23 protein-coding genes and 1 pseudogene are annotated in these 20,633 nt (G+C 59.4%); 9 read left to right on the top strand and 15 right to left on the bottom strand.

Features of this window, described 5'->3' with window-relative positions:
- The first annotated feature begins 15 nt into the window (after positions 1–15).
- The 3 genes from ASD60_RS23795 to ASD60_RS28550 all read left to right on the top strand — a co-directional run bounded on the left by ASD60_RS23795 (position 16) and on the right by ASD60_RS28550 (position 2,498).
- Positions 16–1,422, top strand: a complete 1,407-nt coding sequence (locus ASD60_RS23795; RefSeq protein ID WP_056856335.1) for an aspartate aminotransferase family protein — start codon at positions 16–18, stop codon at positions 1,420–1,422.
- Between the two features lie 81 nt (positions 1,423–1,503).
- Complete coding sequence (locus ASD60_RS23790; protein WP_056856334.1) at positions 1,504–1,728, top strand: MbtH family protein; 225 nt, start codon at positions 1,504–1,506, stop codon at positions 1,726–1,728.
- Positions 1,729–2,189: 461 nt separating this feature from the next.
- On the top strand, positions 2,190–2,498 hold the full coding sequence (locus ASD60_RS28550) for a hypothetical protein (protein WP_156386295.1): 309 nt from the start codon (positions 2,190–2,192) through the stop codon (positions 2,496–2,498).
- Positions 2,499–2,965: 467 nt separating this feature from the next.
- Here ASD60_RS28550 and ASD60_RS23780 read toward each other — a convergent pair whose 3' ends face one another.
- From ASD60_RS23780 to ASD60_RS29535, 10 genes and pseudogenes are all read right to left on the bottom strand, one after another.
- Positions 2,966–3,868, bottom strand: coding sequence for a metal ABC transporter substrate-binding protein (locus tag ASD60_RS23780; protein ID WP_056856332.1), 903 nt, complete (start codon positions 3,866–3,868; stop codon positions 2,966–2,968).
- Entirely contained in the window at positions 3,869–4,768 is a 900-nt protein-coding gene (locus tag ASD60_RS23775; RefSeq protein WP_056856331.1) for a metal ABC transporter permease, read from the bottom strand.
- Positions 4,768–5,628: a metal ABC transporter ATP-binding protein gene (locus ASD60_RS23770; RefSeq protein ID WP_056856330.1), complete on the bottom strand. Its 861-nt coding sequence runs from the start codon at positions 5,626–5,628 to the stop codon at positions 4,768–4,770. The genes ASD60_RS23775 and ASD60_RS23770 overlap by 1 nt, the downstream gene beginning before the upstream one ends.
- Positions 5,625–6,551 (bottom strand): metal ABC transporter substrate-binding protein, encoded by a 927-nt coding sequence (locus ASD60_RS23765; RefSeq protein WP_056856329.1) that lies wholly within the window; start codon positions 6,549–6,551, stop codon positions 5,625–5,627. The genes ASD60_RS23770 and ASD60_RS23765 overlap by 4 nt, the downstream gene beginning before the upstream one ends.
- Before the next feature lie 35 nt (positions 6,552–6,586).
- Positions 6,587–7,159 (bottom strand): DUF6162 family protein, encoded by a 573-nt coding sequence (locus ASD60_RS23760; protein WP_056856328.1) that lies wholly within the window; start codon positions 7,157–7,159, stop codon positions 6,587–6,589.
- Between the two features lie 2 nt (positions 7,160–7,161).
- Positions 7,162–7,497 carry a hypothetical protein gene (locus tag ASD60_RS23755; protein WP_056856327.1) on the bottom strand — a complete coding sequence of 112 codons (336 nt, stop codon included), beginning with the start codon at positions 7,495–7,497 and terminating at the stop codon, positions 7,162–7,164.
- Entirely contained in the window at positions 7,494–8,036 is a 543-nt protein-coding gene (locus ASD60_RS23750) for a hypothetical protein (protein WP_056856326.1), read from the bottom strand. The genes ASD60_RS23755 and ASD60_RS23750 overlap by 4 nt, the downstream gene beginning before the upstream one ends.
- Positions 8,033–9,232: a PepSY-associated TM helix domain-containing protein gene (locus ASD60_RS23745; RefSeq protein ID WP_056856325.1), complete on the bottom strand. Its 1,200-nt coding sequence runs from the start codon at positions 9,230–9,232 to the stop codon at positions 8,033–8,035. Before ASD60_RS23745 ends, ASD60_RS23750 begins: the two co-directional genes overlap by 4 nt.
- Before the next feature lie 372 nt (positions 9,233–9,604).
- Entirely contained in the window at positions 9,605–10,063 is a 459-nt protein-coding gene (locus ASD60_RS23740) for a VOC family protein (protein WP_056856324.1), read from the bottom strand.
- A gap of 203 nt (positions 10,064–10,266) precedes the next feature.
- A pseudogene (locus tag ASD60_RS29535) lies at positions 10,267–10,377 on the bottom strand (hypothetical protein); the annotation flags it as partial.
- A 193-nt stretch (positions 10,378–10,570) separates the two neighbouring features.
- Between ASD60_RS29535 and ASD60_RS23735 the strand changes: the two are divergent.
- The 4 genes from ASD60_RS23735 (at position 10,571) to ASD60_RS23720 (ending at position 14,793) form a co-directional block, all read left to right on the top strand.
- Positions 10,571–10,840: a hypothetical protein gene (locus ASD60_RS23735; RefSeq protein WP_056856323.1), complete on the top strand. Its 270-nt coding sequence runs from the start codon at positions 10,571–10,573 to the stop codon at positions 10,838–10,840.
- Positions 10,841–10,942: 102 nt separating this feature from the next.
- Positions 10,943–11,557, top strand: coding sequence for a LysE family translocator (locus ASD60_RS23730; RefSeq protein ID WP_056856322.1), 615 nt, complete (start codon positions 10,943–10,945; stop codon positions 11,555–11,557).
- Between the two features lie 206 nt (positions 11,558–11,763).
- Complete coding sequence (locus ASD60_RS23725) at positions 11,764–12,921, top strand: cysteine desulfurase family protein (RefSeq protein ID WP_056856321.1); 1,158 nt, start codon at positions 11,764–11,766, stop codon at positions 12,919–12,921.
- Positions 12,922–12,984: 63 nt separating this feature from the next.
- Positions 12,985–14,793: an aminopeptidase P family protein gene (locus tag ASD60_RS23720; RefSeq protein ID WP_056856320.1), complete on the top strand. Its 1,809-nt coding sequence runs from the start codon at positions 12,985–12,987 to the stop codon at positions 14,791–14,793.
- Here ASD60_RS23720 and ASD60_RS23715 read toward each other — a convergent pair.
- Positions 14,786–15,706: a LysR family transcriptional regulator gene (locus ASD60_RS23715; RefSeq protein WP_177336603.1), complete on the bottom strand. Its 921-nt coding sequence runs from the start codon at positions 15,704–15,706 to the stop codon at positions 14,786–14,788. The two genes, ASD60_RS23720 and ASD60_RS23715, sit on opposite strands and share 8 nt — an antisense overlap.
- Positions 15,707–15,810: 104 nt before the next feature.
- Between ASD60_RS23715 and ASD60_RS23710 the strand changes: the two genes are divergently transcribed.
- The gene (locus tag ASD60_RS23710; RefSeq protein WP_056856318.1) at positions 15,811–16,809 is read left to right on the top strand and encodes a zinc-dependent alcohol dehydrogenase family protein; all 999 of its coding nucleotides are present in this window, start codon (positions 15,811–15,813) and stop codon (positions 16,807–16,809) included.
- On the opposite strand, the gene ASD60_RS23705 is transcribed toward ASD60_RS23710, so the two are convergent.
- Both ASD60_RS23705 and ASD60_RS23700 read right to left on the bottom strand, forming a co-directional pair.
- Positions 16,806–17,396: a 2-hydroxychromene-2-carboxylate isomerase gene (locus ASD60_RS23705; protein WP_056856317.1), complete on the bottom strand. Its 591-nt coding sequence runs from the start codon at positions 17,394–17,396 to the stop codon at positions 16,806–16,808. The two genes, ASD60_RS23710 and ASD60_RS23705, sit on opposite strands and share 4 nt — an antisense overlap.
- A 39-nt stretch (positions 17,397–17,435) precedes the next feature.
- Entirely contained in the window at positions 17,436–18,164 is a 729-nt protein-coding gene (locus ASD60_RS23700) for an SDR family oxidoreductase (RefSeq protein WP_056856316.1), read from the bottom strand.
- A gap of 92 nt (positions 18,165–18,256) precedes the next feature.
- On the opposite strand from ASD60_RS23700, the gene ASD60_RS23695 reads away from it, so the two are divergent.
- Positions 18,257–18,817, top strand: a complete 561-nt coding sequence (locus ASD60_RS23695) for a TetR/AcrR family transcriptional regulator (protein ID WP_056856315.1) — start codon at positions 18,257–18,259, stop codon at positions 18,815–18,817.
- Between the two features lie 11 nt (positions 18,818–18,828).
- Here ASD60_RS23695 and ASD60_RS23690 read toward each other — a convergent pair whose 3' ends face one another.
- The gene (locus tag ASD60_RS23690) at positions 18,829–19,110 is read right to left on the bottom strand and encodes a hypothetical protein (RefSeq protein ID WP_056856314.1); all 282 of its coding nucleotides are present in this window, start codon (positions 19,108–19,110) and stop codon (positions 18,829–18,831) included.
- 167 nt (positions 19,111–19,277) lie between these two features.
- A complete protein-coding gene (rhtA, locus tag ASD60_RS23685) occupies positions 19,278–20,165 on the bottom strand; it encodes a threonine/homoserine exporter RhtA (RefSeq protein WP_056856313.1) in 888 nt (295 codons plus the stop codon).
- Positions 20,166–20,633 lie beyond the last annotated feature (468 nt).

Raw genomic sequence — 20,633 nt, 5'->3', positions numbered from 1 at the left:
TTGAGGGGTCGAGAGATGTCAGTCGCTACCAGTCTTATCGAAGATCAGCCGGCCCGGGTCGCCCCGACCGAGTCGCTTTATCAGTTCGCCGAATCGCCGTTACTGGCCCGTCAGAGCCAACAGGAATCCAACGCCCGCAGCTACCCGCGACGCATTCCACTGGCCCTCAAGCGCGCCAAGGGCATTCATGTCGAAGACGTCGAAGGTCGCACGTTCATCGACTGCCTGGCGGGCGCCGGTACCCTTGCGTTGGGGCATAACCATCCGGTGGTGATCGAAGCCATCCAGCAAGTGCTGACTGACGAGTTGCCTCTGCATACGCTTGACCTGACGACGCCGGTCAAGGACCGGTTCGTACAGGACCTGTTCGGCTTGTTGCCGCCAGCATTGGCCGCGCAAGCGAAGATCCAGTTCTGCGGTCCCACCGGCACCGATGCCGTAGAAGCGGCGCTGAAACTGGTGCGCACCGCCACCGGTCGCAGCACCGTTTTGTCGTTCCAGGGCGGTTACCACGGCATGAGCCAGGGCGCGTTGAGCCTGATGGGCAGTCTGGGGCCGAAAAAGCCGCTGGGCGCTTTGCTCGGCAATGGCGTGCAGTTCATGCCGTACCCTTACGATTACCGTTGCCCCTTTGGTTTGGGCGGCGCGCAAGGGGTCAAGGCCAACTTGAGTTATCTGGAAAACCTGTTGAACGACCCGGAAGCCGGCGTGCTATTGCCGGCGGCGGTGATCGTTGAAGTTGTGCAGGGCGAGGGCGGGGTGATCCCGGCCGATCTGGACTGGTTGCGTGGGTTGCGCCGGATTACCGAGAAGGCTGGCGTCGCGTTGATCGTCGACGAGATTCAGAGCGGTTTCGCCCGCACCGGCAAGATGTTCGCCTTCGAGCATGCGGGGATCATTCCGGACGTGGTGGTGATGTCCAAGGCCATCGGCGGCAGTCTGCCGTTGGCGGTGGTGGTGTATCGAGACTGGCTCGACACCTGGTTGCCGGGCGCCCATGCCGGGACGTTCCGTGGCAATCAGATGGCCATGGCTGCCGGTTCTGCGGTGATGCGTTACCTGGTTGAACACAAAGTGTGCGAACACGCCACCGCCATGGGCGAGCGCTTGAGCGAACACTTGCGCATCCTGCAGCGCGACTTCCCGCAACTGGGTGACATTCGCGGTCGTGGCTTGATGCTTGGCGTCGAACTGGTCGACCCGACGGGGGCGCTGGACGCGTTGGGGCATCCGCCTGCCTTTGCGCGTTTGGCGCCGCTGGTGCAGCGCGAATGCCTCAAGCGTGGCTTGATCCTGGAGCTGGGTGGCCGCCATGGCGCGGTGGTGCGTTTCCTGCCGCCGCTGGTGATTACCGCCGCGGAAATCGACCGTGTCGCCGAGATTTTCGGCCGGGCATTGGCCGCTGCAACCACCGGGCTTTAAATTTTCCGGGGGCCGGAACGTTCCTTCTACATCGCGGCTGCACGCAGCGTGCGGCCCACCCTACACTGACGGAGAAACAGCATGACTTCAGTATTCGACCGCGAGGACATCCTCTTTCAGGTCGTGGTCAACCACGAAGAGCAATACTCGATCTGGCCCGACTACAAAGCTGTGCCGCAAGGCTGGCGTACCGTGGGCAAGAGCGGGTTGAAAAAGGAGTGCCTGGCTTACATCGAGGAGACCTGGACTGACATGCGTCCGTTGAGCTTGCGGCGCAAGATGGATGAGCAGGGTGTGGCTCTCTGAGTGTTTTGCAAAAAAAGGAGCTCGCTGGACTGGTGACGGTTAGCGGGTTTTTTTGTTTTGGTGGTGTACATATCCGTTGCTTTGGTAACGGCGGCTTTTATGTTGTGAGGTGTACATATCCGTTGCTGCGGTAACGGCCACTTAGGGTTCCGCTCTTACAGCGGGTCACTTTGAAAAGCGCAAAGTAACCAAACGCTCTTGCCCCTTTCGTTCGGTGCCTCGCCTAGGCTCGGCATGCCCTCGCTCCGGTCCTGCTCCGTGGGCCCGCCGCCATCGGCCATCCATGGCCGGGGGCGGCTAACCCGGCATCCNTGTCGTTCGGTGCCTCGCCTAGGCTCGGCATGCCCTCGCTCCGGTCCTGCTCCGTGGGCCCGCCGCCATCGGCCATCCATGGCCGGGGGCGGCTAACCCGGCATCCATGCCGGGTTGCCCACTACGCAGAACCTCCACTCGGCCTCTCGATGGGGCAAGAAAATCAAAAGCCAAAGCCAAAGCCAAAGCAAGAGCGAGGCGGCCTACCGGCCGGCCTGACTCTGGGTGGGTGTGCGCTGTCGAGTCAAAGAAGTTTTGATGCTTTGCTTTGCTTTGCTTTGCTTTGCTTTGCTTTGCTTTGCTTTGCTTTGCTTTGCTTTGCTTTGCTTTGCTTTGCTTTGCTTTGCTTTGCTTTGCTTTGCTTTGCTTTGCTTTGCTTTGCTTTGCTTTGCTTTGCTTTGGCTTTGGCTTTTGATCTCCTGCCCCGTTTCCAGAGGCCGAACGCAGGTATTGCGTAGGGGGCACCTCGGCATGGATGCCGAGGTAGCCGCCCCCGGCCATGGATGGGCGATGGCGGCGGGCCCCCGGAGCAATGCCGGAGTGAGGGCATGCCGAGCCTTGGCGAGGCACCGAATGGTGGGGCAGAGCCCTTTGGTTACTTTGGGGCTTTTCCAAAGTGACCCGCTGTAAGAGCGGAACCATAAGCCGCCGTTACCGCAGCAACGGATATGTACACCTCACAACGTAAAAGCCGCTGTTACCGCAGCAACGGATATGTACACGAATCAAAAATGCGTAAATTGACACGAAGCCATCGCGCGCAGGCTCGCCGCCGTTACCGCAGCAACGGAAATGTACACGAATCAAAAATGCGTAAATTGACACCCACGGAACTCTTCAGTGGGGCATTAATCGCAAGTAAGACCGCGGCCCCTACGTGGGAGCCAGCCTGCTGGCGATGAACGATAACCCGGTAGAACTGCCGTCAGGCCCCACTCAACCCCTTGATCAGCAAATCCACATCGCCCTCCAACTCCGCCACCGGATCAGCCGCGTCGACACTCAACACCACCAACCGGCTCCCCGCTTCTGCAATCACCGCTTTCAGCGCATCCGAAGGCTGGCGATGATGCAACACCAGCGCCACGTCATTGTCCTTGAGCGTCGCCCCCAACGCCTTCAACGCCTCAGGCGTCCACTCGGCATCGGGCCTCGCATCAAGGCCGACAAGCTCAAGATTGAGACCACCGATCAGGTAGCCGAAGTGATCGCTCAGGCTCATCACACTGAGGTTGTCAGCGGCAGCCAGGCGCGCCTCGCTTTCAGCGCTGAGCTTGAGCAGGCGCTGTTTGAGTGTCGCCAGATTGGCTTCGATTGCCGGCTTGGCCTCGGGCGCCAGGCGCACCAGGTCCGCCGCCATCACGTCCGCCATGCGTCCCATGTTGTTGCTGGCCAGCCACGGCTGACTGTTCAAGCCATCGACCTTGTTGCCAGGTTGCACGGCGATGCCGGGCAGGGCGCCGTCCACCGGGCGGGCGGCGTCGACTTCGACGATACGGATGTTGCTGCGCCGTGAGATCGGATACAGCGGATCATCCGGCCACAACGAACGCAGGCCGATCACCGCGTCGGCGTCGGCCGCCAGTTTTGCCAGCGCCGGAGCGCCCCGGCCAGTGAAGTAGGCGGTCTGACGGCTGCCGGGCAGATTGTCCGGCGCTGCGCGTTGCAGACTGACGTCGGTACCTTTGAGCAGCGCTTCGCCCAAGCCATAAGTGATCGGCAAAGACGCGATCACGCGCAGCGGTTTGTTGTTGTCAGCGGCGAAAGAGGCGGTAGTCAGCCCGCACAGGGTGATCGCCAGGGTCAATTGGCGTAGAGAAAAAGTCATTTATCCAAGGTTCCCTTTCAGGCTGGGGACGACGCCGCGCGCGATGGCGGCCAGGGCGAAGGCGATACCGGCCACCAGAATGATCGCGGCACCAGAGGGGATCGGCAGGTCGAAGACGATCGGCGCGAGAATCCCGCACAGTGTGCTGATCGTGGCGATCAACACCGAACACCAGAAAAAGCCTTTCAACGATTGGCTGAGCAACCGTGCCGCTGCGGCCGGAATTACCAGCAGGGCACCGACCAGAATTGCGCCGATGACTTTCACCGCGGCGACGGTGATCAGCGTCACCAGAATCACGAACAGATAATCCAGCGACTTCACCGCTACACCGCGAACCGCCGCCAGTTGCGGATTGAAACTGGCGAGCATGATGCGGTTGTACAGCGGCAAAGCCAGGGCCATCACCAGCGAGCCGACGATGGCCAGCACCAGCAAGTCATTACCGTTGACTGTCAGCACCGAGCCGAACAGCACGTTTTCCAGAATGTGCACGTTGATCTTGCCCGCCAGAATCAGCAGCAGGCTCGCCCCCAGCGCCAGGGACACCGACAGGAACACGCCGATCAAGGTGTCCGGTGCCAGGCCGGTGCGGTTGCGCAGGTAGTTGAGCAGGATGCCGAACAGCAGACAGTAGCCGAACAGGCTGCCATAAGGGCCGGTGTAGGGTTCGCCGAGCAAGATGCCGATGGCCACGCCGGTTAGTGCGGCGTGGCCCACCGCTTCGGAGAAGAACGCGAAGCGCTTGACCACCACCAACGTGCCCAGACCGCCCAGTACCGGGCCGATCAGCAGGCCGGCGAGCAGCGCGTTGACCACAAATCCATAGGCCAGCGCCTCAGGCAGATAACCCGACGATGCCCAGCCCTGGACCATCAGGCGAAAAGCTTCGTAACTCATCAGGCAACGCTCCGCGGGTGGGTCGAAAACAGGCTCAGCAAACGGTCCGGCGTCAGCGCCTGTTTCGGTGTGGCGTCGAACAGTACCCGGCGATTGAGACCGGTAACGTGATCGGCCAGACGGCCCACGGCCTCCAGATCGTGCTCGATCCACAACACGGTGATCCCCGCCGCACGCCAGTCGCCGAGCAAACGCTCGAACACCTGGATACCGGCCTCATCGAGGGCTGACATCGGTTCGTCGAGCACCAGCAATTGCGGCGCCGGAATCAGCCCTTGCGCCAACAACACCCGCTGACGTTCGCCACCTGACAGCGCACCCATGCGCCGCTTGCGCTTGTCCTGCATGCCGACCCGCTCCAGCGCCTCGCCAATCGCCGCCGCGTAGTGCTTGCTCACACCGAGGAAGGCCGGGCGGCGCTGGCACATGGCAGCCATGAAATCGTCGACGGTCAGCGGCAGGCCGCGGTCGAACTCCAGGGCTTGCGGCACATAACCGATGGTCCCCAATTCGCCCGGCCATTGCAGACTCAGGCGACCCTGATGCGGCATCTGCCCGAGCAAGGTCTTGATCAACGAACTCTTGCCGCCTCCGTTGGGGCCGACCAGTGCATGCACGCTGCCGGGCCGAACCTGAAAGCTGACCTTGTCGAGGATCGTCGTGCGACCCAACGTCAGGCTGACCTCTGCGAAATCCAGCGTTGGCCCCACCCCCTGTAGGAGCGAGCCTGTCGAATCGTCGCACCGTCGCGATTGCGGTGTTTCAGTTGACAGTGATGCTGGCTGACCGGACGCCTTCGCGAGCAGGCTCGTTCCTACAGGGCTTTGCGTGTCGGCCAGGATGGTTTCCTTCGATGTCATTGGCCTGACTCCTGAATCGCCCGCACTACGGTGTTGAGGTTACCGGTCATTTCCTTTTCGTACTTGTCGGCGGTGTATTCGCCGTAGGAAATATGGGACAGCGGATACAACTTGACCCCGGATTCACGCTGAATGGTGTCGACATAGGACGACGGGAAATCCATCTCCGAGAAGATCACCTTCACGTCCAATTCACGCAGTTGGTCGATGGTTTTCTTCAACTGACTCGGGCTTGGTTCGATACCGTGGGCGGGTTCGACCACGGCGGTGACCTCCAGGCCGAATTCGCGCAGCAGATAGTCGTAGGCCGCGTGCACCGTGGCCACACGCAGTTCGGCGTTGGGAGCCTGGGTCAGTCTGGCCAGGGCATCGGCGCGCATCTTGCGCAGGCGTTTGCCGTAGGCGCGGGCGTTTTCGGTGTAGGTCTTGGCGTTAACCGGGTCGAGCTTGCCCAGCTCCCGGGCAATGTTGTTGACCTGGGCAATCGACGCGCTGATCGACAGGAAGGTGTGCGGGTTCACCACCTTGCCGGCACCGCGCGCAGCGACGCCGGTGGCGGCCAGTAGCGGTACGTTTTCGTTGGCTTCGATCACCGGCACCTTCGGCGTTTCGCTGGCGGCGATCATGCGGTCGGCAAAGTCGTCGTGGCCCACGCCATTGAGCACGATTACATCGAGGCCGCTGATGCGCTTGATGTCTTCGGCGCGAGGTTCGTAGGCATGGGGATTGAAACCGGCAGGAATCAGCGGCACCACTTCGGCCTTGTCGCCGACGATGTTGGCCACGTAGCTGTAATACGGATGCAGGGTGATGCCGATGCGCAGGCGCTTGGCCTCCTCGGCGCTGGCCAGGGGTGTCAGCAGGCAGGCCAGCAGGCCGACCAGTGTCAGGCGCAGAATCGAGCGTAGCGATGAAATAGGCATGGGAAAGCGGTCTTCTCTCGGGTGAAAGCGAGGGTTCAGTGCCGGTGCTGGCGGGTCACGCCGGCATCGAATTGCGCGACGATCTGCTGCCAGCCGGCGCTTTCGAGCGCGGCATCGCTGAGGTCGGCAGGGGGCTTGAGGTCGGTGGCACGGTTGAGCCAGATGTCCGGCGCGTCATCCTCGGCGGTCAGGCGCATCAGAAACGAGCCGGCCACGCTGGCAGCCTGGCTCTGGCCGAAGTAAGCCCTGGCATCGAGCAATTGCCAGGCATGGCCGCCGCGACTGACCGAACTGGCGTCTTGGGCAAACGGCGCGAAGCCCTCAGCGGCAAGGGTTTCAGGTGCCGGCAGGGTGTGTTGTTCCTGGCGCAGCAAGTGAATTTCGTCCAGCGTCACCCGCAGATCGGCGTAGATGCCTTGTTCTGAAGCGCTGAGGTCGCGTCGGGCATCCAGCTGATGGCTGTTGACGCTGCTCGCTTCCTGCGACTCACCACGCCAGGCGACCACCGACCCGGCTACTGCCAGAATGATCAGGCACAGCAGCAATACGTAGAGCGTTTCATGACCGGCACCGGCCGGGCGGACGACTTGCGTGGTTGGCGGACTCATGCTCATGTCCCGGGCGCCTCGATGTCCGCTTGGTCGATTTCGACCACGTGGCCGGGGCCTGCGTCGAACAGCACATAAAACTCGGCGCCGGGCTTCTTGAAGGTCAGGGTCGAATCGGCCCCGAGCTTGCCTGGAACCAGAATGGTTTCGTCATAGCCGATCACGTCGAGGGTCACGCCGGGTGCGCCGCTGCCGTCGGAGAAACCGCCGGTGCACTTGATCTGCTCGGCGTCGATGGCCTTGCATTCGCACATCGGGTTGTGGGCCAGGGCGCTGGCGCTGAAACCGGCGCAAAACAATACAAGCGCAGCGCTGAAAGGACGGATAACGTTGATCATGGTTTGCCTCCTTGAATGCTCAACCAGGCGATGGTGGCGGGCGATGCCTGGCTCAGAGGAATGGATGCCTGATGCATGGAGCCGTCCCAGCCTTCCATGGTGATCCACAGTTCGGCGTCGGCTTTGGTTTTTTCCGGGATCGGCAACATGGCGCCCATGCGGTACGGCGTGCCGAAGAAAATCACTCCGGCGGCGCGCAGGCTGCGGGGTTTGCCGATGCGCAGGTAAGTGGCCTTGACCTGCTCGCGGCAGCTGGCGCATAGCGCGGCATTGAAGCTTTTCATATGGCCGGCCGGGCCATCGGGCCGTGGTGCTTCATTGCGCAACTCAGCCAGACGTACGCTCCACGGGCCGACCTGAACTTCACCGATTTCTCGCTCGCCAAGCCCGGTGTCACCGCGAAACAGTGCGGCGTCGGCGAAGTACTTGGGCATGAAGCCCAGCGGCACCAGCAATAGCAGAACGTTGATGTGGAAACGCCATTTGTGCCAAAAGCGGCTCAGTGCCGAGCCCGGTTTTTCCGCGGCGAACAGGCTCATTGGCTGACCTCCGTGCTTTCACGGCTGGTCACCGGGATACTTTCGTTACGCGGGCGTTTGTGGCTGCGCTTGAGGGCATTGGCGGTAGCCAGGGCGGTGCGTTTGGTCCAGATCAACAGACCGCTGAGCACCATCATGCTCAGCAGCAGGCCAAAGAAGAACCAGATCAGCTTGATCCACAATCCACCGAAATCACCGGTGTGCAGTGGACGCATGGACTCGGTCACGAATTCCAGGCCCGAGCGGTCCGACAGCAGGCGCGTGGCAGCCACCTCGCCGCTGTACGGGTTGATATCGGCGGTCTGGAACATCAGCGGATACCAACTGCGACCACCCACCGACAGGTAGCTGTAGGCGTTGGCCGGCATGCTGACAAAACTTTCGTCCAGGCCGGGAATGCGCGCCTTGGCTTCACGAATCGCGGCCTCCAGGCTGATCATCGGCGCCGCCGAACCATCCGCGGTGAGCGGCACGTTCTCACGCGGCACCACAGCCGCCACCGGAGCGGTGGAGATGGAAATCTGGTTGTCGAACATGAACGCTTCGATCAGGAACCAGGTACTGGTGACGGAAATCACCGCAATGAACCAGATCGACCAGATGCCGCTGAGCCGGTGAAAATCACCCCAGAAAATCCGCGCGCCGTGGCGAATGCGCAGGGTCGGGCGCAAGAAACCTTTCCAAAAGCGCTTGTACACCACCAGCCCGGTGATCAACGAAGCCAGCAACGGCAGGCTGAGGAACGACACCAGATACCAGCCCCAGCTATAGCCATTGGTGAACGGCACCAGCCACCAGCCATGCAGCGCACGGGTAAACGCCTTGAAGTTGAATTGCGGAGCAGGGCCTTGAATGGCGCCGGTGTAGGGGTTGACGTAGACCGTCAGTGAACGCCCGTCGGGATAATTGACGCTGACGTCGAGGGCAAAGTGCGACTCGTCGGGACGACTGATGCTATCGATGATGATATCGGGCTCGGCCTTTTTGATCGCGCTGACGATCTGGTCGTAATTGAGCCGCGGCGCATCGTCCGACGGTTGGCTGGCGCGCATTTGCGGGTTGGCCAGCCAGACGATTTCCTGGCTGACCACGGCCAGTGTGCCGGTCACGCAGACGATCAGGACAAAAAACCAGATCGGCAGCGCCAGCCAGCTATGGACCAGGAACCAGAGTTTTGAACGGGATTTCTTCGACATGATGAGGGTGTCTTATATCGATGAAAGGCCTCTGCTACGGGCTTCGCAGCGATGAGGTCCATGAAAGGCCCGGCCGTGGCTTTTGCCTGGGCGACAGGACTGCATCTATATAGGACGGATGAGCACCCAAAATCCCGAAGGGTGATATGAAAGAAAATGTTTCGCGTTGTCTTTCTTCTTCGTTCCCCGTAGGAGCCGGCTTGCTGGCGATGAATACCCCGCGTTCAACCAGACATCACGCGTAATCGTCAACGACCCTCGCCAGCAAGCCGGCTCCTACAGGTATCCCGGCGCTCACGCATGATGTGCACGCCATCAATCCCTGTGGGAGCGGGCTTGCCCGCGATGAGGCCTGTTCAGGCACCGAAGCTTTCAGCCCTGCTGAAACATCTCCTTGGCCCGCTGCTCAATCTGCTCTTGAGTCAGGTCCTCTTTACGGGTAGCCAAAAACCAGAGATGCCCATAGGGATCCTTCAAGGTACCGGTACGGTCGCCGTAAAACTGATCCTTGACCTCGGACACCACGGTGCCACCCGCGTCGATCGCCTGTTTGTAGGACTTGTCCACATCGGTTACATACACATGCAGGCCCACCGACGGTGAGTTGTCCGGATTGCTCAACGGCCCTTGATCGCATGGCGTGCCGAGCATGATCGGGCAGTCGCCGATACGCAGCTCGGCGTGTCCGATACCGCCGTCCGGCATCGACAGGCGCATGACTTCGATGGCACCGAAGGCTTTCTTGTAGAAGTCGATGGCTTCAGCGGCTTTGGCAATGCCCAGGTACGGCGTGATGCTGTGATAGCCCTCGGGAATAGGTTTAACGCTCATGATGGTTCTCCCTGTTCTTGTTGTGAATTCGCTGCTTTCTAGCAGGACCATCAAGTGTAGGAGCTGCCGAAGACTGCGATCCTTAGATTTGATCTTCAGCAGGTTTCAAGTTCACCCATTACATCAGGCTGCCGACAGGCGTAGCGCATCAATGCCACTGTTCAGCACTTGGCCTGGTATTTGTCCTGCAAGAACGGCGAGGATCAAGCCGTAGGTTGGGTGAGCAATACATTATTGGCGAACATTTCGCCGAACGGCCCTGCCAGGATGGTGAGGCCGCGCCCGGCGAGACTGGCGAAGGGTTCGGGCAACAGTGTTATAAACGCGGTCTGTTATTCCTAAAAAGTCATAAAAAAGCACGTATAGAACTGTTACGACTATATAGCTCGAATCAGTCAAGCATCAGGAAAACTCGATAGCGACTATCGAGACGGTTGATTTCTGCTCATCCAATGGCGCGAGTAGCCTGTGTTCATTGCCCCGAACCCAGATGACAGGACGCCGAACATGAAAACTTTCATCGCCACTTTCTTGCTGCTTGCGATCTCCGTACTTGCCGGATGTGCCAGCCATGTCTCCCCGGAACTGCGGCCCTACACCGCCGAAGAAACCCGGCAATTGGCTCTGGAAGCGTTGAATCGTCGCGGCTTGTCTTTCGATGAATACCACGCGAAAAAAGCGGAACTGCTCGGGCAGCCGCAAAAGACTTTTGGGTTCGACAGAAAGGGCGAGATGAACGCCGAACGAGCTGTACAGCTGCACGGTCGTCAGAGCTGAGCAAAAACTGTACGGGTTCAACTTTCTCCCAACTGTCCATGGGTTTCACCGAGGGTGTGCGATAGGGTCTATACCTGACCGACCCTGATGGACTGCACCCCCATGACGCTCTCGCTTGATCTGCTGCTGGGCTTTGCCCTGTTTGCTCTTGTGACCTCGATTACGCCCGGCCCGAACAACACCATGTTGTTGGCATCCGGCGTGAATTTCGGATTTAACCGCACGATCCCCCACATGCTCGGCATCACATGCGGCTTCTTCGTGTTGGTAGTGGCGGTGGGTTTCGGGTTGGGCGCGGTGTTCCAGACTTATCCCTTGCTCTACACCGTATTGCGCTACGTCGGCGCGGCGTATTTGTTGTACCTGGCGTGGAAAATCGCGCACTCGGGGCCGGTCTCGGACAGTGCGAAGGGCGAGGCGAAACCGATCAGCTACCTCGGTGCCGCCGCTTTCCAATGGGTCAACCCCAAGGCCTGGATCATGGCGATCGGTGCAATCAGCACCTACACGCCAATGCAGGGTTATTTCACCAATGTGATTGTGATTGCGGCGGTTTTCGCCCTGATCAACTTGCCCAGCGTCGGTGTCTGGGCGGCATGCGGCACGCTGCTGCGCAACGTTTTGAAGGATCGCCGCTGGCTGCGCCTGTTCAACTGGAGCATGGCTGCATTGCTGGTGGCGTCGCTGTATCCGATCCTGCTCGAAAGCTTCAACTGACGCATTGCTTCAACCGATTGCCCGATGCCTGTTAAGCTCACTTTTCAGGAGCGTTCCTACGCACTTTTAAATGAAGTTGTACTTCTTTAACGGCATCCGATCAGGTATTGGTAACGTTCTGAAAACCGCACGCAGCTCACAAGGCTGCGTTTTGCCGTTTGCAGTCACGAGCCTCCTGATCCCGGAACACGCTCTGCGAGTCTTTTATGAATAAACGTCCGCTGTATTTCGACTACGCCGCCACCACGCCGGTGGATGAGCGTGTCATCAAGGTCATGGTCGAGTGTCTGGGCTTCAACGGCAACTTTGGCAACCCCGCGTCCAGCTCCCACGCTTTCGGTCAACAGGCCCGGCAATCGGTCGAGCAAGCGCGGCGCCAGGTCGCCGAGCTGGTAGGCGCCGAGGCTGAGCAAATCGTCTGGACCTCCGGTGCCACCGAATCCAATAACCTGGCCCTCAAGGGCGTGGCCCAGGCGCGCGGTGTCGCCGGCGGTCACATCATCACCAGTCAGATCGAACACAAGGCAATCCTCGACACTGCCCGTCAGCTGCAGGAGTGCGGCGTCGAAGTGACCTACCTGGTGCCGGACGCCGATGGTCTGATCACCGCGCAAGCGGTCAGCGAGGCCATGCGTGAAGACACCTTTCTGGTGTCGTTGATGTTGGTCAACAACGAGCTGGGCACTGTCAACGACATCCCGGCCATCGGCCAGGTAGTGCGCGAGCGCGGTGCGCTGTTGCATGTCGACGCGGCGCAGGGCGCGGGCAAGGTCAGGATCGATCTGGCCGAGTGGCCGGTAGACTTGATGTCGTTTTCGGCGCACAAGCTCTACGGCCCCAAAGGCATCGGTGCGTTGTACGTCGGCCCGCGGGCGCGCTCGCGTTTGCTGGCCCAGATCCATGGCGGCGGGCACGAAGGTGGCCTGCGCTCCGGCACCCTGGCAACCCACCAGATTGCCGCCATGGGGGCGGCCTTTGCCTTGGCTGCGGCTGCTTTCGACGAAGAAAAAGCCGTGATCGCGGGTCTGCGCGAGCGCTTGCTCGATCAGCTGCTGAGCATGCCCGGCGTGCGACTCAATGGCAGCCCGACCCAACGCATTCCGCACACCTTGAGCCTGACCTTCGGTGAAGGCGAGTTCAACTCAACGGCATTGCTCGCGTCGATCGCTTTTTCCGCGACCTCGGCCTGTAATTCCGCGAGCAATGCGCCGTCCCACGTGCTGCTGGCGCTGGGGCATGACGCCCGTTCGGCGAGTCGCACCATTCGCTTGAGCCTCGGACGTTTCACCACCGAGCAGGATATCGATCAAGCCGTACAACTGATTAAAACGGCCTGCGCCAGTGCCCCGGCATTCTGGCAGTAAGGCGAAAAGCGCCGGCATTGATCGGCACTGAACAATAATGATGAGTGGTTAGCAGGAGTCATGATGAATACGCAGTTTTCGATTACAGGATCAGTGCCTCAGCGACTGGCGCATACCCGCGAGCTGATGAGCCGGGAGGGCATTTACGCCTTGCTGGTGCCGTCGGCAGATCCGCACCTGTCCGAATATCTGCCGGGTTACTGGCAAGGGCGGCAATGGTTGTCGGGTTTCCATGGCTCGGTCGGCACGCTGATCGTCACTGCGGACTTTGCCGGAGTCTGGGCCGACAGCCGTTATTGGGAACAGGCAACGAAGGAACTCAAGGGCAGCGGCATCGAACTGGTCAAGCTGCAACCGGGTCAGCCAAGCCCCCTGGACTGGCTCGCCGAGCAAACCCCGAAAGGCGGCGTGGTGGCGGTCGATGGTGCGGTAATGGCCGTGGCCTCGGCGCGTACCTTGGGTGGCAAACTCGAAGAACGCGGTGCACGCCTGCGCACCGACATCGATCTGTTGAGTGAAGTCTGGAGCGATCGCCCGACGCTGCCGAACGCGCCGATCTATCAACACTTGCCTCCGCAGGCGACAGTCAGCCGTGGCGAAAAACTCGCCAGGCTGCGTGAAACCCTGCAGGCACGTGGCGCTGACTGGCATTTCATCGCCACCCTCGATGACATCGCCTGGCTGTTCAACCTGCGCGGCGGCGATGTCTCGTTCAACCCGGTTTTCGTATCTTTTGCCTTGATCAGCCAGCAGCAGGCGACCCTGTTTGTGGCGCTGAGCAAGGTCGACGCCGAGCTGCGCACGGTCCTTGAACAGGACGGCGTGACCCTGCGTGATTACAGTGAAGTGGCCGACGCCTTGCGCGCGGTGCCGAACGGCGCAAGCCTGCTGGTCGATCCGGCTCGCGTAACCGCAGGTTTGCTGGATAACCTGAACGATGGCGTCAAACTGGTCGAGGGCTTGAACCCGACGACCCTGGCCAAGTCGCAGAAAAGCCTGGCCGATGCTGAACACATTCGGCGGGCCATGGAACAGGACGGCGCGGCACTGTGCGAATTCTTCACCTGGCTGGACTCGGCACTGGGCCGCGAACGCATTACTGAACTGACCATTGACGAAAAACTCACCGCTGCCCGTGAACGTCGTCCGGATTACGTGTCGCTGAGCTTCAATACCATTGCCGCATTCAACGCCAACGGCGCCATGCCGCATTACCACGCCACCGAAGAAGAGCACGCAGTGATCGAAGGTGACGGTCTGCTGTTGATCGATTCCGGCGGTCAATACCTCGGCGGCACCACCGACATCACCCGGATGGTGGCGGTGGGAACGCCGACTGACGAGCAGAAGCGCGATTGCACCCGAGTGCTCAAGGGCGTGATTGCCTTGTCCCGCGCGCAGTTCCCGAAAGGCATTCTGTCGCCACTGCTGGACGCCATCGCCCGGGCGCCGATCTGGGCCGAAAATGTCGATTACGGGCACGGCACCGGCCATGGTGTCGGTTACTTCCTCAATGTTCACGAAGGCCCGCAAGTCATTGCCTACCAGGCCGCGCCGGCGCCGCAAACCGCGATGCTGCCGGGCATGATCACCTCCATCGAGCCGGGTACGTATCGTCCTGGTCGTTGGGGCGTGCGCATCGAAAACCTGGCGATGAACCGCGAAGCAGGCAGCAGCGAATTCGGCGAGTTCCTGAAGTTCGAAACCCTGACCCTGTGCCCGATCGACACCCGTTGCCTCGAAACCTCGTTGCTCAACGAAGAGGAAAAACAATGGTTCAACGCTTACCACGCGCAAGTGCGGGAGCGTTTGAGCCCGTTGCTCGACGGCGCCGCCCTTGAGTGGCTGAACACACGCACTGCGGCTATTTGATTGCTTGCAGCTCGGGCGCTGCCTCCAGCGCCTGGCTCATGTAGTCGACAAAGGCTTTGACCCTGGCGGATTGGCGACGATTCGCCGGGGACACGGCATGTATCGGCAGTGACTGCGCACTGTAATCCTGCAAAATCGCGGTCACTTTCCCTGCTTTCAAATCCTCGCTGAACAGCCACACTGGCGACAATGCAATCCCCAATCCCCCCAGCACCATTTCGCGAATGGCTTCGGAATTGTTGCTCTGCGCATTGCCTTTGATCCGCACTTCATGACGACCAGTACCATGGTCGTAAACCCACAGGTTTTGACTGGTCAGCAGATTGAACTGCAGGCAGTTGTGCTCGCGCAGATCCTCCGGCGTTTGCGGTTCGCCGTGTTGTGCCAGGTACTGCGGCGTCGCGACGGTTAGCCGGTGAGTGGTGCCGATCTGCCGTGCAATCAGGCCGCTGTCGTTCAACGCACCGATCCTGAACGTGACATCCAGGCCTTCGCTGACCAGATCCTGGTTTTGATCGCTCAGTTGCAGGTCAATCTGAATCCCGGGATAACGCGCGAGAAACGCGGGCAGGCGCGGCGCGATCTGCAGGCGCCCGAAACTGACGGAAGAACCGATTCTCAAAGGGCCGGCGATGGTCTCCCGCCCAGATTGGAAACTGTGTTCGGCAGCGTCCACGGCAGCCAGTATTTGCCGACATTGATCGTAGTAACGCTGACCTTCGTCAGTCAGCGATAACTTGCGGGTACTGCGAGCGATCAGTTTTCCGCCCAGTTCGCTTTCCAGCGCGCGTAGCACTTTACTGATGGTTGGCTGACTGGTCTGCATCTCTCGAGCGACGGCGGAAAAGCTCCCGCGTTCGACCACTCGGACGAAGATCGCCATTGCGTTTAATTTATCCACGAGACGCCTCATTAATGCTTTAACGGCATACGAACTATAGCGATCTGGCGTCTTATCGGCATGAGTTGGAAGGTTGAAGATCGTTCCTACAACCACCTCTGACGGGAGTATGCGAAATGACTGACTCAATGCAAATGCGTGCACTGATTGTTGAATCGGCTAATGCGCCGCTACGCTTGGTGTCCATTCCCAAGCCAGTTCCAGGTGTGGGGCAGGTCCTGGTACGGGTCGCGGCCAGCGGGGTGAATCCATTGGACGGCAAAATTCGTGCGGGCCAGGCCGCTCATGCGCGGCAACCGTTGCCGGCCGTGTTGGGCATGGATCTGGCGGGTACCGTTGAAGCGTTGGGGGAGGGCGTAAACGGCTGGGTGCCGGGTGATGAGGTCTATGCCATGGCAACGGGGATTGGCGGCGTTCAGGGTTCGCTGGCCGAGTACGCGGTGGTCGATGCACGGCTATTGGCGCGTAAACCGGGCAATCTGAACATGCGCGAAGCGGCCGGGTTGCCGCTGGTGTTGATTACAGCGTGGGAAGGATTGGTCGACCGGGCGCAGGTGCGGGCAGGGCAAAAAGTGTTGATTCACGGTGGGGCAGGGGGTGTCGGTCATGTCGCGGTGCAGATCGCCCGTGCATTGGGGGCCGAAGTTTTTGCCACGGGCTCTGCGCGACATCGGGAAACTATCGAGGGCCTGGGCGCAACGTTCATCGATTACCGCCAGTCTTCAGTCGAAGAGTACGTGGCGCAATACACAGCCGGGCAGGGCTTCGATATCGTTTACGACACGGTGGGCGGTGAAACCCTGGACCTCTCTTTCAAGGCTGCGCGGGTGTATCACGGACATGTCCTCAGTTGCCTTGGGTGGGGACAGCACAGCCTCGCGCCGCTCTCGTTTCGTGGGGCGACCTATTCAGGTGTGTTCACTTTGCTGCCATTGCTGACGGGCGAGGGGCGTGAGCATCACGGCGAGATACTTCGGCAAGCGGCAGGTTTGATCGAGGCAGGCAAGCTCAAGCCCATACTCGATCCGCGCCGATTCAACCTGCAAAACGCCGAGACCGCCCATGAGCTGCTGCAATCGGGAGCAGCGCAGGGACGGTTGGTTATCGAGATCTAGTTCAGGGCTTCAAGAACGAAGTCCAATCGATCCTGGCCGAAGAACAGCTGATCATCGACAAACATGCTCGGCGCACCAAATACACCGCGCTGTACTGCTTTTTCGGTATTGACCTTCAATGCGGCTTTGATCTCTTCCTCGGCGGTCAGAGCCAGCACTTCGTCGGGATCGAAGCCGCTTTGAGTCAATACTGCGGCGACCGTTGCCGGTTCATCGAGGCTGCGACCATCAACCCAGAGCGCTTTGAACAGACAATCGACGAATGCCAAAAAACGCTGCGGATGGCGCAACTGCATGCCAGTGACGGCACGCATCAGCATGAGGGTGTTGATCGGGAAATGCGGGTTGAACTTCAACGGCACGCCATATCGTCTGGCATAGCGGTCAAGGTCCTGAAACATATATTTCCCCTTGGCCGGAATAGTCGCCGGGGAGGCATTGCCGGTGGCTTTGAAAACGCCACCAAGCAGAATCGGAACGTAGATGAGTTGGCTGTCGGTTTGTTCACAGATCTTGGGCAACTGGGTGTACGCCAGGTAGGTGGCGGGGCTGCCCAGGTCGAAGTAAAACTCCACGGTTTTGCTCATGGTCGTTGCGCTCTGATTGTTGTTGTAGGGGGGGAAGGCTTACCAGCGTTCGCTCCATGGGCGCAGGTCCAGCTCGAAGGTCCAGGCGTCGCGAGGCTGGCTGTGCAGGTACCAATAGTTCTCGGCAATATGCTCGGGGTTGAGAATGCCGTCCTGGTCTTTGGTTGCGTACTTTTCGGGAAAGCTGTCGCGGATGAAATCGGTATCGATCGCACCATCAACGATGACATGGGCGACGTGAATGTTCATCGGCCCCAGTTCACGGGCCATGCTTTGCGCCAAGGCACGAATGCCGTGCTTCGCTCCGGCAAACGCGGCAAACCCGGCGGCGCCGCGCATGCCGGCGGTGGCGCCGGTGAACAGGATCGTTCCCCGTTGTCGCTTGGCCATGCGAATGGCTACCTCGCGGGCATTGAGAAATCCCGAAAAACAGGCCATTTCCCAGATCTTGAAATACTTGCGGGCGGTTTCTTCCAGAATGCTGCAAGGCACGTTTGCGCCGATATTGAAGACAAACGCTTCGATGGGGCCAATGTCGTTTTCAATCTGCTCGATCAATGCCACCACTTCTTCTTCCTTGCGTGCATCGCAGGCAAAGCCGTGAGCCAGTCCTCCGTCCTCCAGAATCGAATCAACCAGCGGCTGGAGTTTGTCTGCGCTGCGACGGGTGACACAGGCTGTGAATCCTTCCTTGGCAAAACGCTTGGCAATAGCGCCCCCGGTGGCATCGCCAGCACCAACAACCAGTACGACCTTCTTGTTATTCATGGCTAGAGCCCTTTGGTAAACGATCGTTAACTAAACGAACGTTATGCTACGATTCGACAGGCGTCAAGACGATCAACTCTGAGGGAAAGGCCATGCGTTACTCAGCTAATCACAAGCTGCAAACCAGGGAAAAACTACTGCAGAGCAGTGCGGTATCGGCCAAGAGATCCGGTTTTTCGACGGTGGGCGTGGATGGCTTGATGAAGGCGATCGGCTTGAGTGGCGGGGCTTTCTACAGCCACTTCTCCTCAAAGGACGAGTTGTTTGCTTCAGTTGTCGAACGTGAACTGAGGCAAAGTCTGGAGCGATTGGGAGCGGAGCAGGATCGTGACAAGCTCGAGCGTTGCTTGAAGCAGTACCTGAGCATGTCCCACGTCGAACATCCGGAAACGGGCTGTGCACTGCCGGCATTGGGTGCGGAGATAGCCCGTTCCGACGTGACGATTCGCCAGGAGGCTGAGCACTGGATTTGTCGGTTGCAGGAGAGCTGGGCGCAGGTGCTGGAGAGCGACAGCCTGGCTTGGGCCATCCTGTCGCAATGTATCGGGGCGTTGGTGGTGGCGAGGATGCTCGCCACTACGGAGCTTCAGCATACCGTGTTGAAGTCCAGTTACGATGAAATCGGACGGCAAATGGCGAGTCCGAGAACCTGACAACTCGCAATCTATTTGCAGATGACGATCATGCTGCGACTGGTATAACCGGCAGGATTGAGGCCAAACGGATAGTCACCGGGCTCTTCAACCGCATCGCCTGACTTGGCGATGACCTTGTACCCTTTCGGTGCGCACGAGTTGGTGGCACTGGCGTAGCACTGATCCCAAGAGGACGACAGCCCTGAACAGTTGATGTGCAGCCCTTTCCTGCCATGTTTGACCTGGGTCTTCGATGTCGCTGAGCAGCCCGCAATCGCGAGTACGGCGATCAAAATCAAAATTCGTTTCATTGCTGTCCTTGTTGCTGTCCCGGATCTCGCGCCCGGTCTGGCAGTATTCGCTTTCGCATGAAGCGTGTTGATATCCCTTTCTTCAAAAGTCCATGGCTGACATTGGGTTGCGGGGCTAAACATGGCCTAAATGAGCGGCAAATACCAGAGGCTCGTCAAATCTTGCATCAATCGGCAGCAATGGCAGGCTTGGCGGAGCTGCCCATGGTCATGGTTGCACCAACGGATGCCAGGATGATGCACAAGATAGCCATCCACTGTGACAAAGACAGGTACTCATTGAGGAACAACAGACCTGACAGCGCGCCAAATGCCGGTTCGATGCTCATTAATGTGCCAAATGTTCTGGCGGGCATACGTGTGAGAGCGACCATCTCCAGGGTATAGGGGAGGGCAGTGGACAGAATGGCGACACCGATGGCAATTGGAATCAGTGACGGGGTCAGCAGCGCGGCGCCGGCGTGAACTATGCCTATCGGTGCTACGAACAGGGCGGCAATCATCACCCCTAACGCAGCAGTCTGTACGCCATTGTCGGCTCCGGCTTTTTGCCCGAACAGAATGTACAGTGCCCAGCAAACACCAGCGCCCAGTGCGTAACCGGCACCTACCAGGTCGATACCCGCAGTTGTCGCGCCGGTCGGTATCAGCAATAGCAAGCCAACCGCTGCAAGAGCAATCCACAGGAAATCGATGGCACGGCGTGAAGCATAAATGGCCACGGCCAATGGGCCGGTGAACTCAAGGGCCACGGCGATACCCAGGGGTACTGTGCGCAGTGACATATAGAAGAGGAAGTTCATGCCGCCCAGTGCCATGCCATAGACGATGACAGTGCGCAGGGATTTGGCGCTGAGCTTCGCACGCCATGGGCGCAGGAGCAGCAGCATGATCACGCTGGCAAATATCAAGCGCAAAGTGGTGGTCCCCTGGGCGCCAATAACTGGGAACATGCTTTTCGCCAGGGAAGCTCCGGATTGGATCGATGCCATGGCTATTAAAAGCAGGCCGACCGAGAACAGGGTCGAGGCAAGACTGCGAGGCTGGTCATTCATTGAAAGGCATCGTCCAAAGTAGGGTGAAGCTGGAGCGTAATTGTTGTGTTGGGCAATATACTGCGCATTCCTTGATGGCGCGTCTATATATAAGCAGTGAATTTGCTCATCCTGATAGAAAAACCAAATCAACGCTTGACGGCAGATCTCAGGTGTCTATAATTCGCCCCACTTCCGGCGCAGTCGAAACGGAAAACTCCTTGGTAAACAATGAGTTACGCAGTTTTGGTCATCGAAGCCAGAAGGAAGTTGAAAAAGAGGTGTTGACAGCAGCGTGTAACGCTGTAGAATTCGCCTCCCGCTGACGAGAGATCGACAGCGCAAGTGGTTGAAGTTGTTAAGGATTCCTTGAAAACTTCTGAAAATAATCACTTGACAGCAAATGAGGCTGCTGTAGAATGCGCGCCTCGGTTGAGCAAAGCGCTTAACCAACCGCTCTTTAACAACTGAATCAAGCAATTCGTGTGG

Origin of the sequence: Pseudomonas sp. Root562, from assembly GCF_001427125.1 — a bacterium.
In the GTDB taxonomy this organism is placed as follows: domain Bacteria; phylum Pseudomonadota; class Gammaproteobacteria; order Pseudomonadales; family Pseudomonadaceae; genus Aquipseudomonas.
This window is presented reverse-complemented; position numbering and strand designations above follow the sequence as displayed.

Coding starts and splice junctions, on each gene's coding strand:
- ASD60_RS23750 (WP_056856326.1), bottom strand. CDS start 8,036: ATGAGCCTGTTCGCCGCGGAAAAACCGGGCTCGGCACTGAGCCGCTTT.
- ASD60_RS28550 (WP_156386295.1), top strand. CDS start 2,190: ATGGGGCAAGAAAATCAAAAGCCAAAGCCAAAGCCAAAGCAAGAGCGA.
- ASD60_RS23790 (WP_056856334.1), top strand. CDS start 1,504: ATGACTTCAGTATTCGACCGCGAGGACATCCTCTTTCAGGTCGTGGTC.
- ASD60_RS23795 (WP_056856335.1), top strand. CDS start 16: ATGTCAGTCGCTACCAGTCTTATCGAAGATCAGCCGGCCCGGGTCGCC.
- rhtA (WP_056856313.1), bottom strand. CDS start 20,165: ATGAATGACCAGCCTCGCAGTCTTGCCTCGACCCTGTTCTCGGTCGGC.
- ASD60_RS23755 (WP_056856327.1), bottom strand. CDS start 7,497: ATGATCAACGTTATCCGTCCTTTCAGCGCTGCGCTTGTATTGTTTTGC.
- ASD60_RS23770 (WP_056856330.1), bottom strand. CDS start 5,628: ATGACATCGAAGGAAACCATCCTGGCCGACACGCAAAGCCCTGTAGGA.
- ASD60_RS23700 (WP_056856316.1), bottom strand. CDS start 18,164: ATGAATAACAAGAAGGTCGTACTGGTTGTTGGTGCTGGCGATGCCACC.
- ASD60_RS23715 (WP_177336603.1), bottom strand. CDS start 15,706: ATGAGGCGTCTCGTGGATAAATTAAACGCAATGGCGATCTTCGTCCGA.
- ASD60_RS23765 (WP_056856329.1), bottom strand. CDS start 6,551: ATGCCTATTTCATCGCTACGCTCGATTCTGCGCCTGACACTGGTCGGC.
- ASD60_RS23725 (WP_056856321.1), top strand. CDS start 11,764: ATGAATAAACGTCCGCTGTATTTCGACTACGCCGCCACCACGCCGGTG.
- ASD60_RS23710 (WP_056856318.1), top strand. CDS start 15,811: ATGACTGACTCAATGCAAATGCGTGCACTGATTGTTGAATCGGCTAAT.
- ASD60_RS23740 (WP_056856324.1), bottom strand. CDS start 10,063: ATGAGCGTTAAACCTATTCCCGAGGGCTATCACAGCATCACGCCGTAC.
- ASD60_RS23720 (WP_056856320.1), top strand. CDS start 12,985: ATGAATACGCAGTTTTCGATTACAGGATCAGTGCCTCAGCGACTGGCG.
- ASD60_RS23690 (WP_056856314.1), bottom strand. CDS start 19,110: ATGAAACGAATTTTGATTTTGATCGCCGTACTCGCGATTGCGGGCTGC.
- ASD60_RS23775 (WP_056856331.1), bottom strand. CDS start 4,768: ATGAGTTACGAAGCTTTTCGCCTGATGGTCCAGGGCTGGGCATCGTCG.
- ASD60_RS23745 (WP_056856325.1), bottom strand. CDS start 9,232: ATGTCGAAGAAATCCCGTTCAAAACTCTGGTTCCTGGTCCATAGCTGG.
- ASD60_RS23735 (WP_056856323.1), top strand. CDS start 10,571: ATGAAAACTTTCATCGCCACTTTCTTGCTGCTTGCGATCTCCGTACTT.
- ASD60_RS23780 (WP_056856332.1), bottom strand. CDS start 3,868: ATGACTTTTTCTCTACGCCAATTGACCCTGGCGATCACCCTGTGCGGG.
- ASD60_RS23695 (WP_056856315.1), top strand. CDS start 18,257: ATGCGTTACTCAGCTAATCACAAGCTGCAAACCAGGGAAAAACTACTG.
- ASD60_RS23730 (WP_056856322.1), top strand. CDS start 10,943: ATGACGCTCTCGCTTGATCTGCTGCTGGGCTTTGCCCTGTTTGCTCTT.
- ASD60_RS23705 (WP_056856317.1), bottom strand. CDS start 17,396: ATGAGCAAAACCGTGGAGTTTTACTTCGACCTGGGCAGCCCCGCCACC.
- ASD60_RS23760 (WP_056856328.1), bottom strand. CDS start 7,159: ATGAGTCCGCCAACCACGCAAGTCGTCCGCCCGGCCGGTGCCGGTCAT.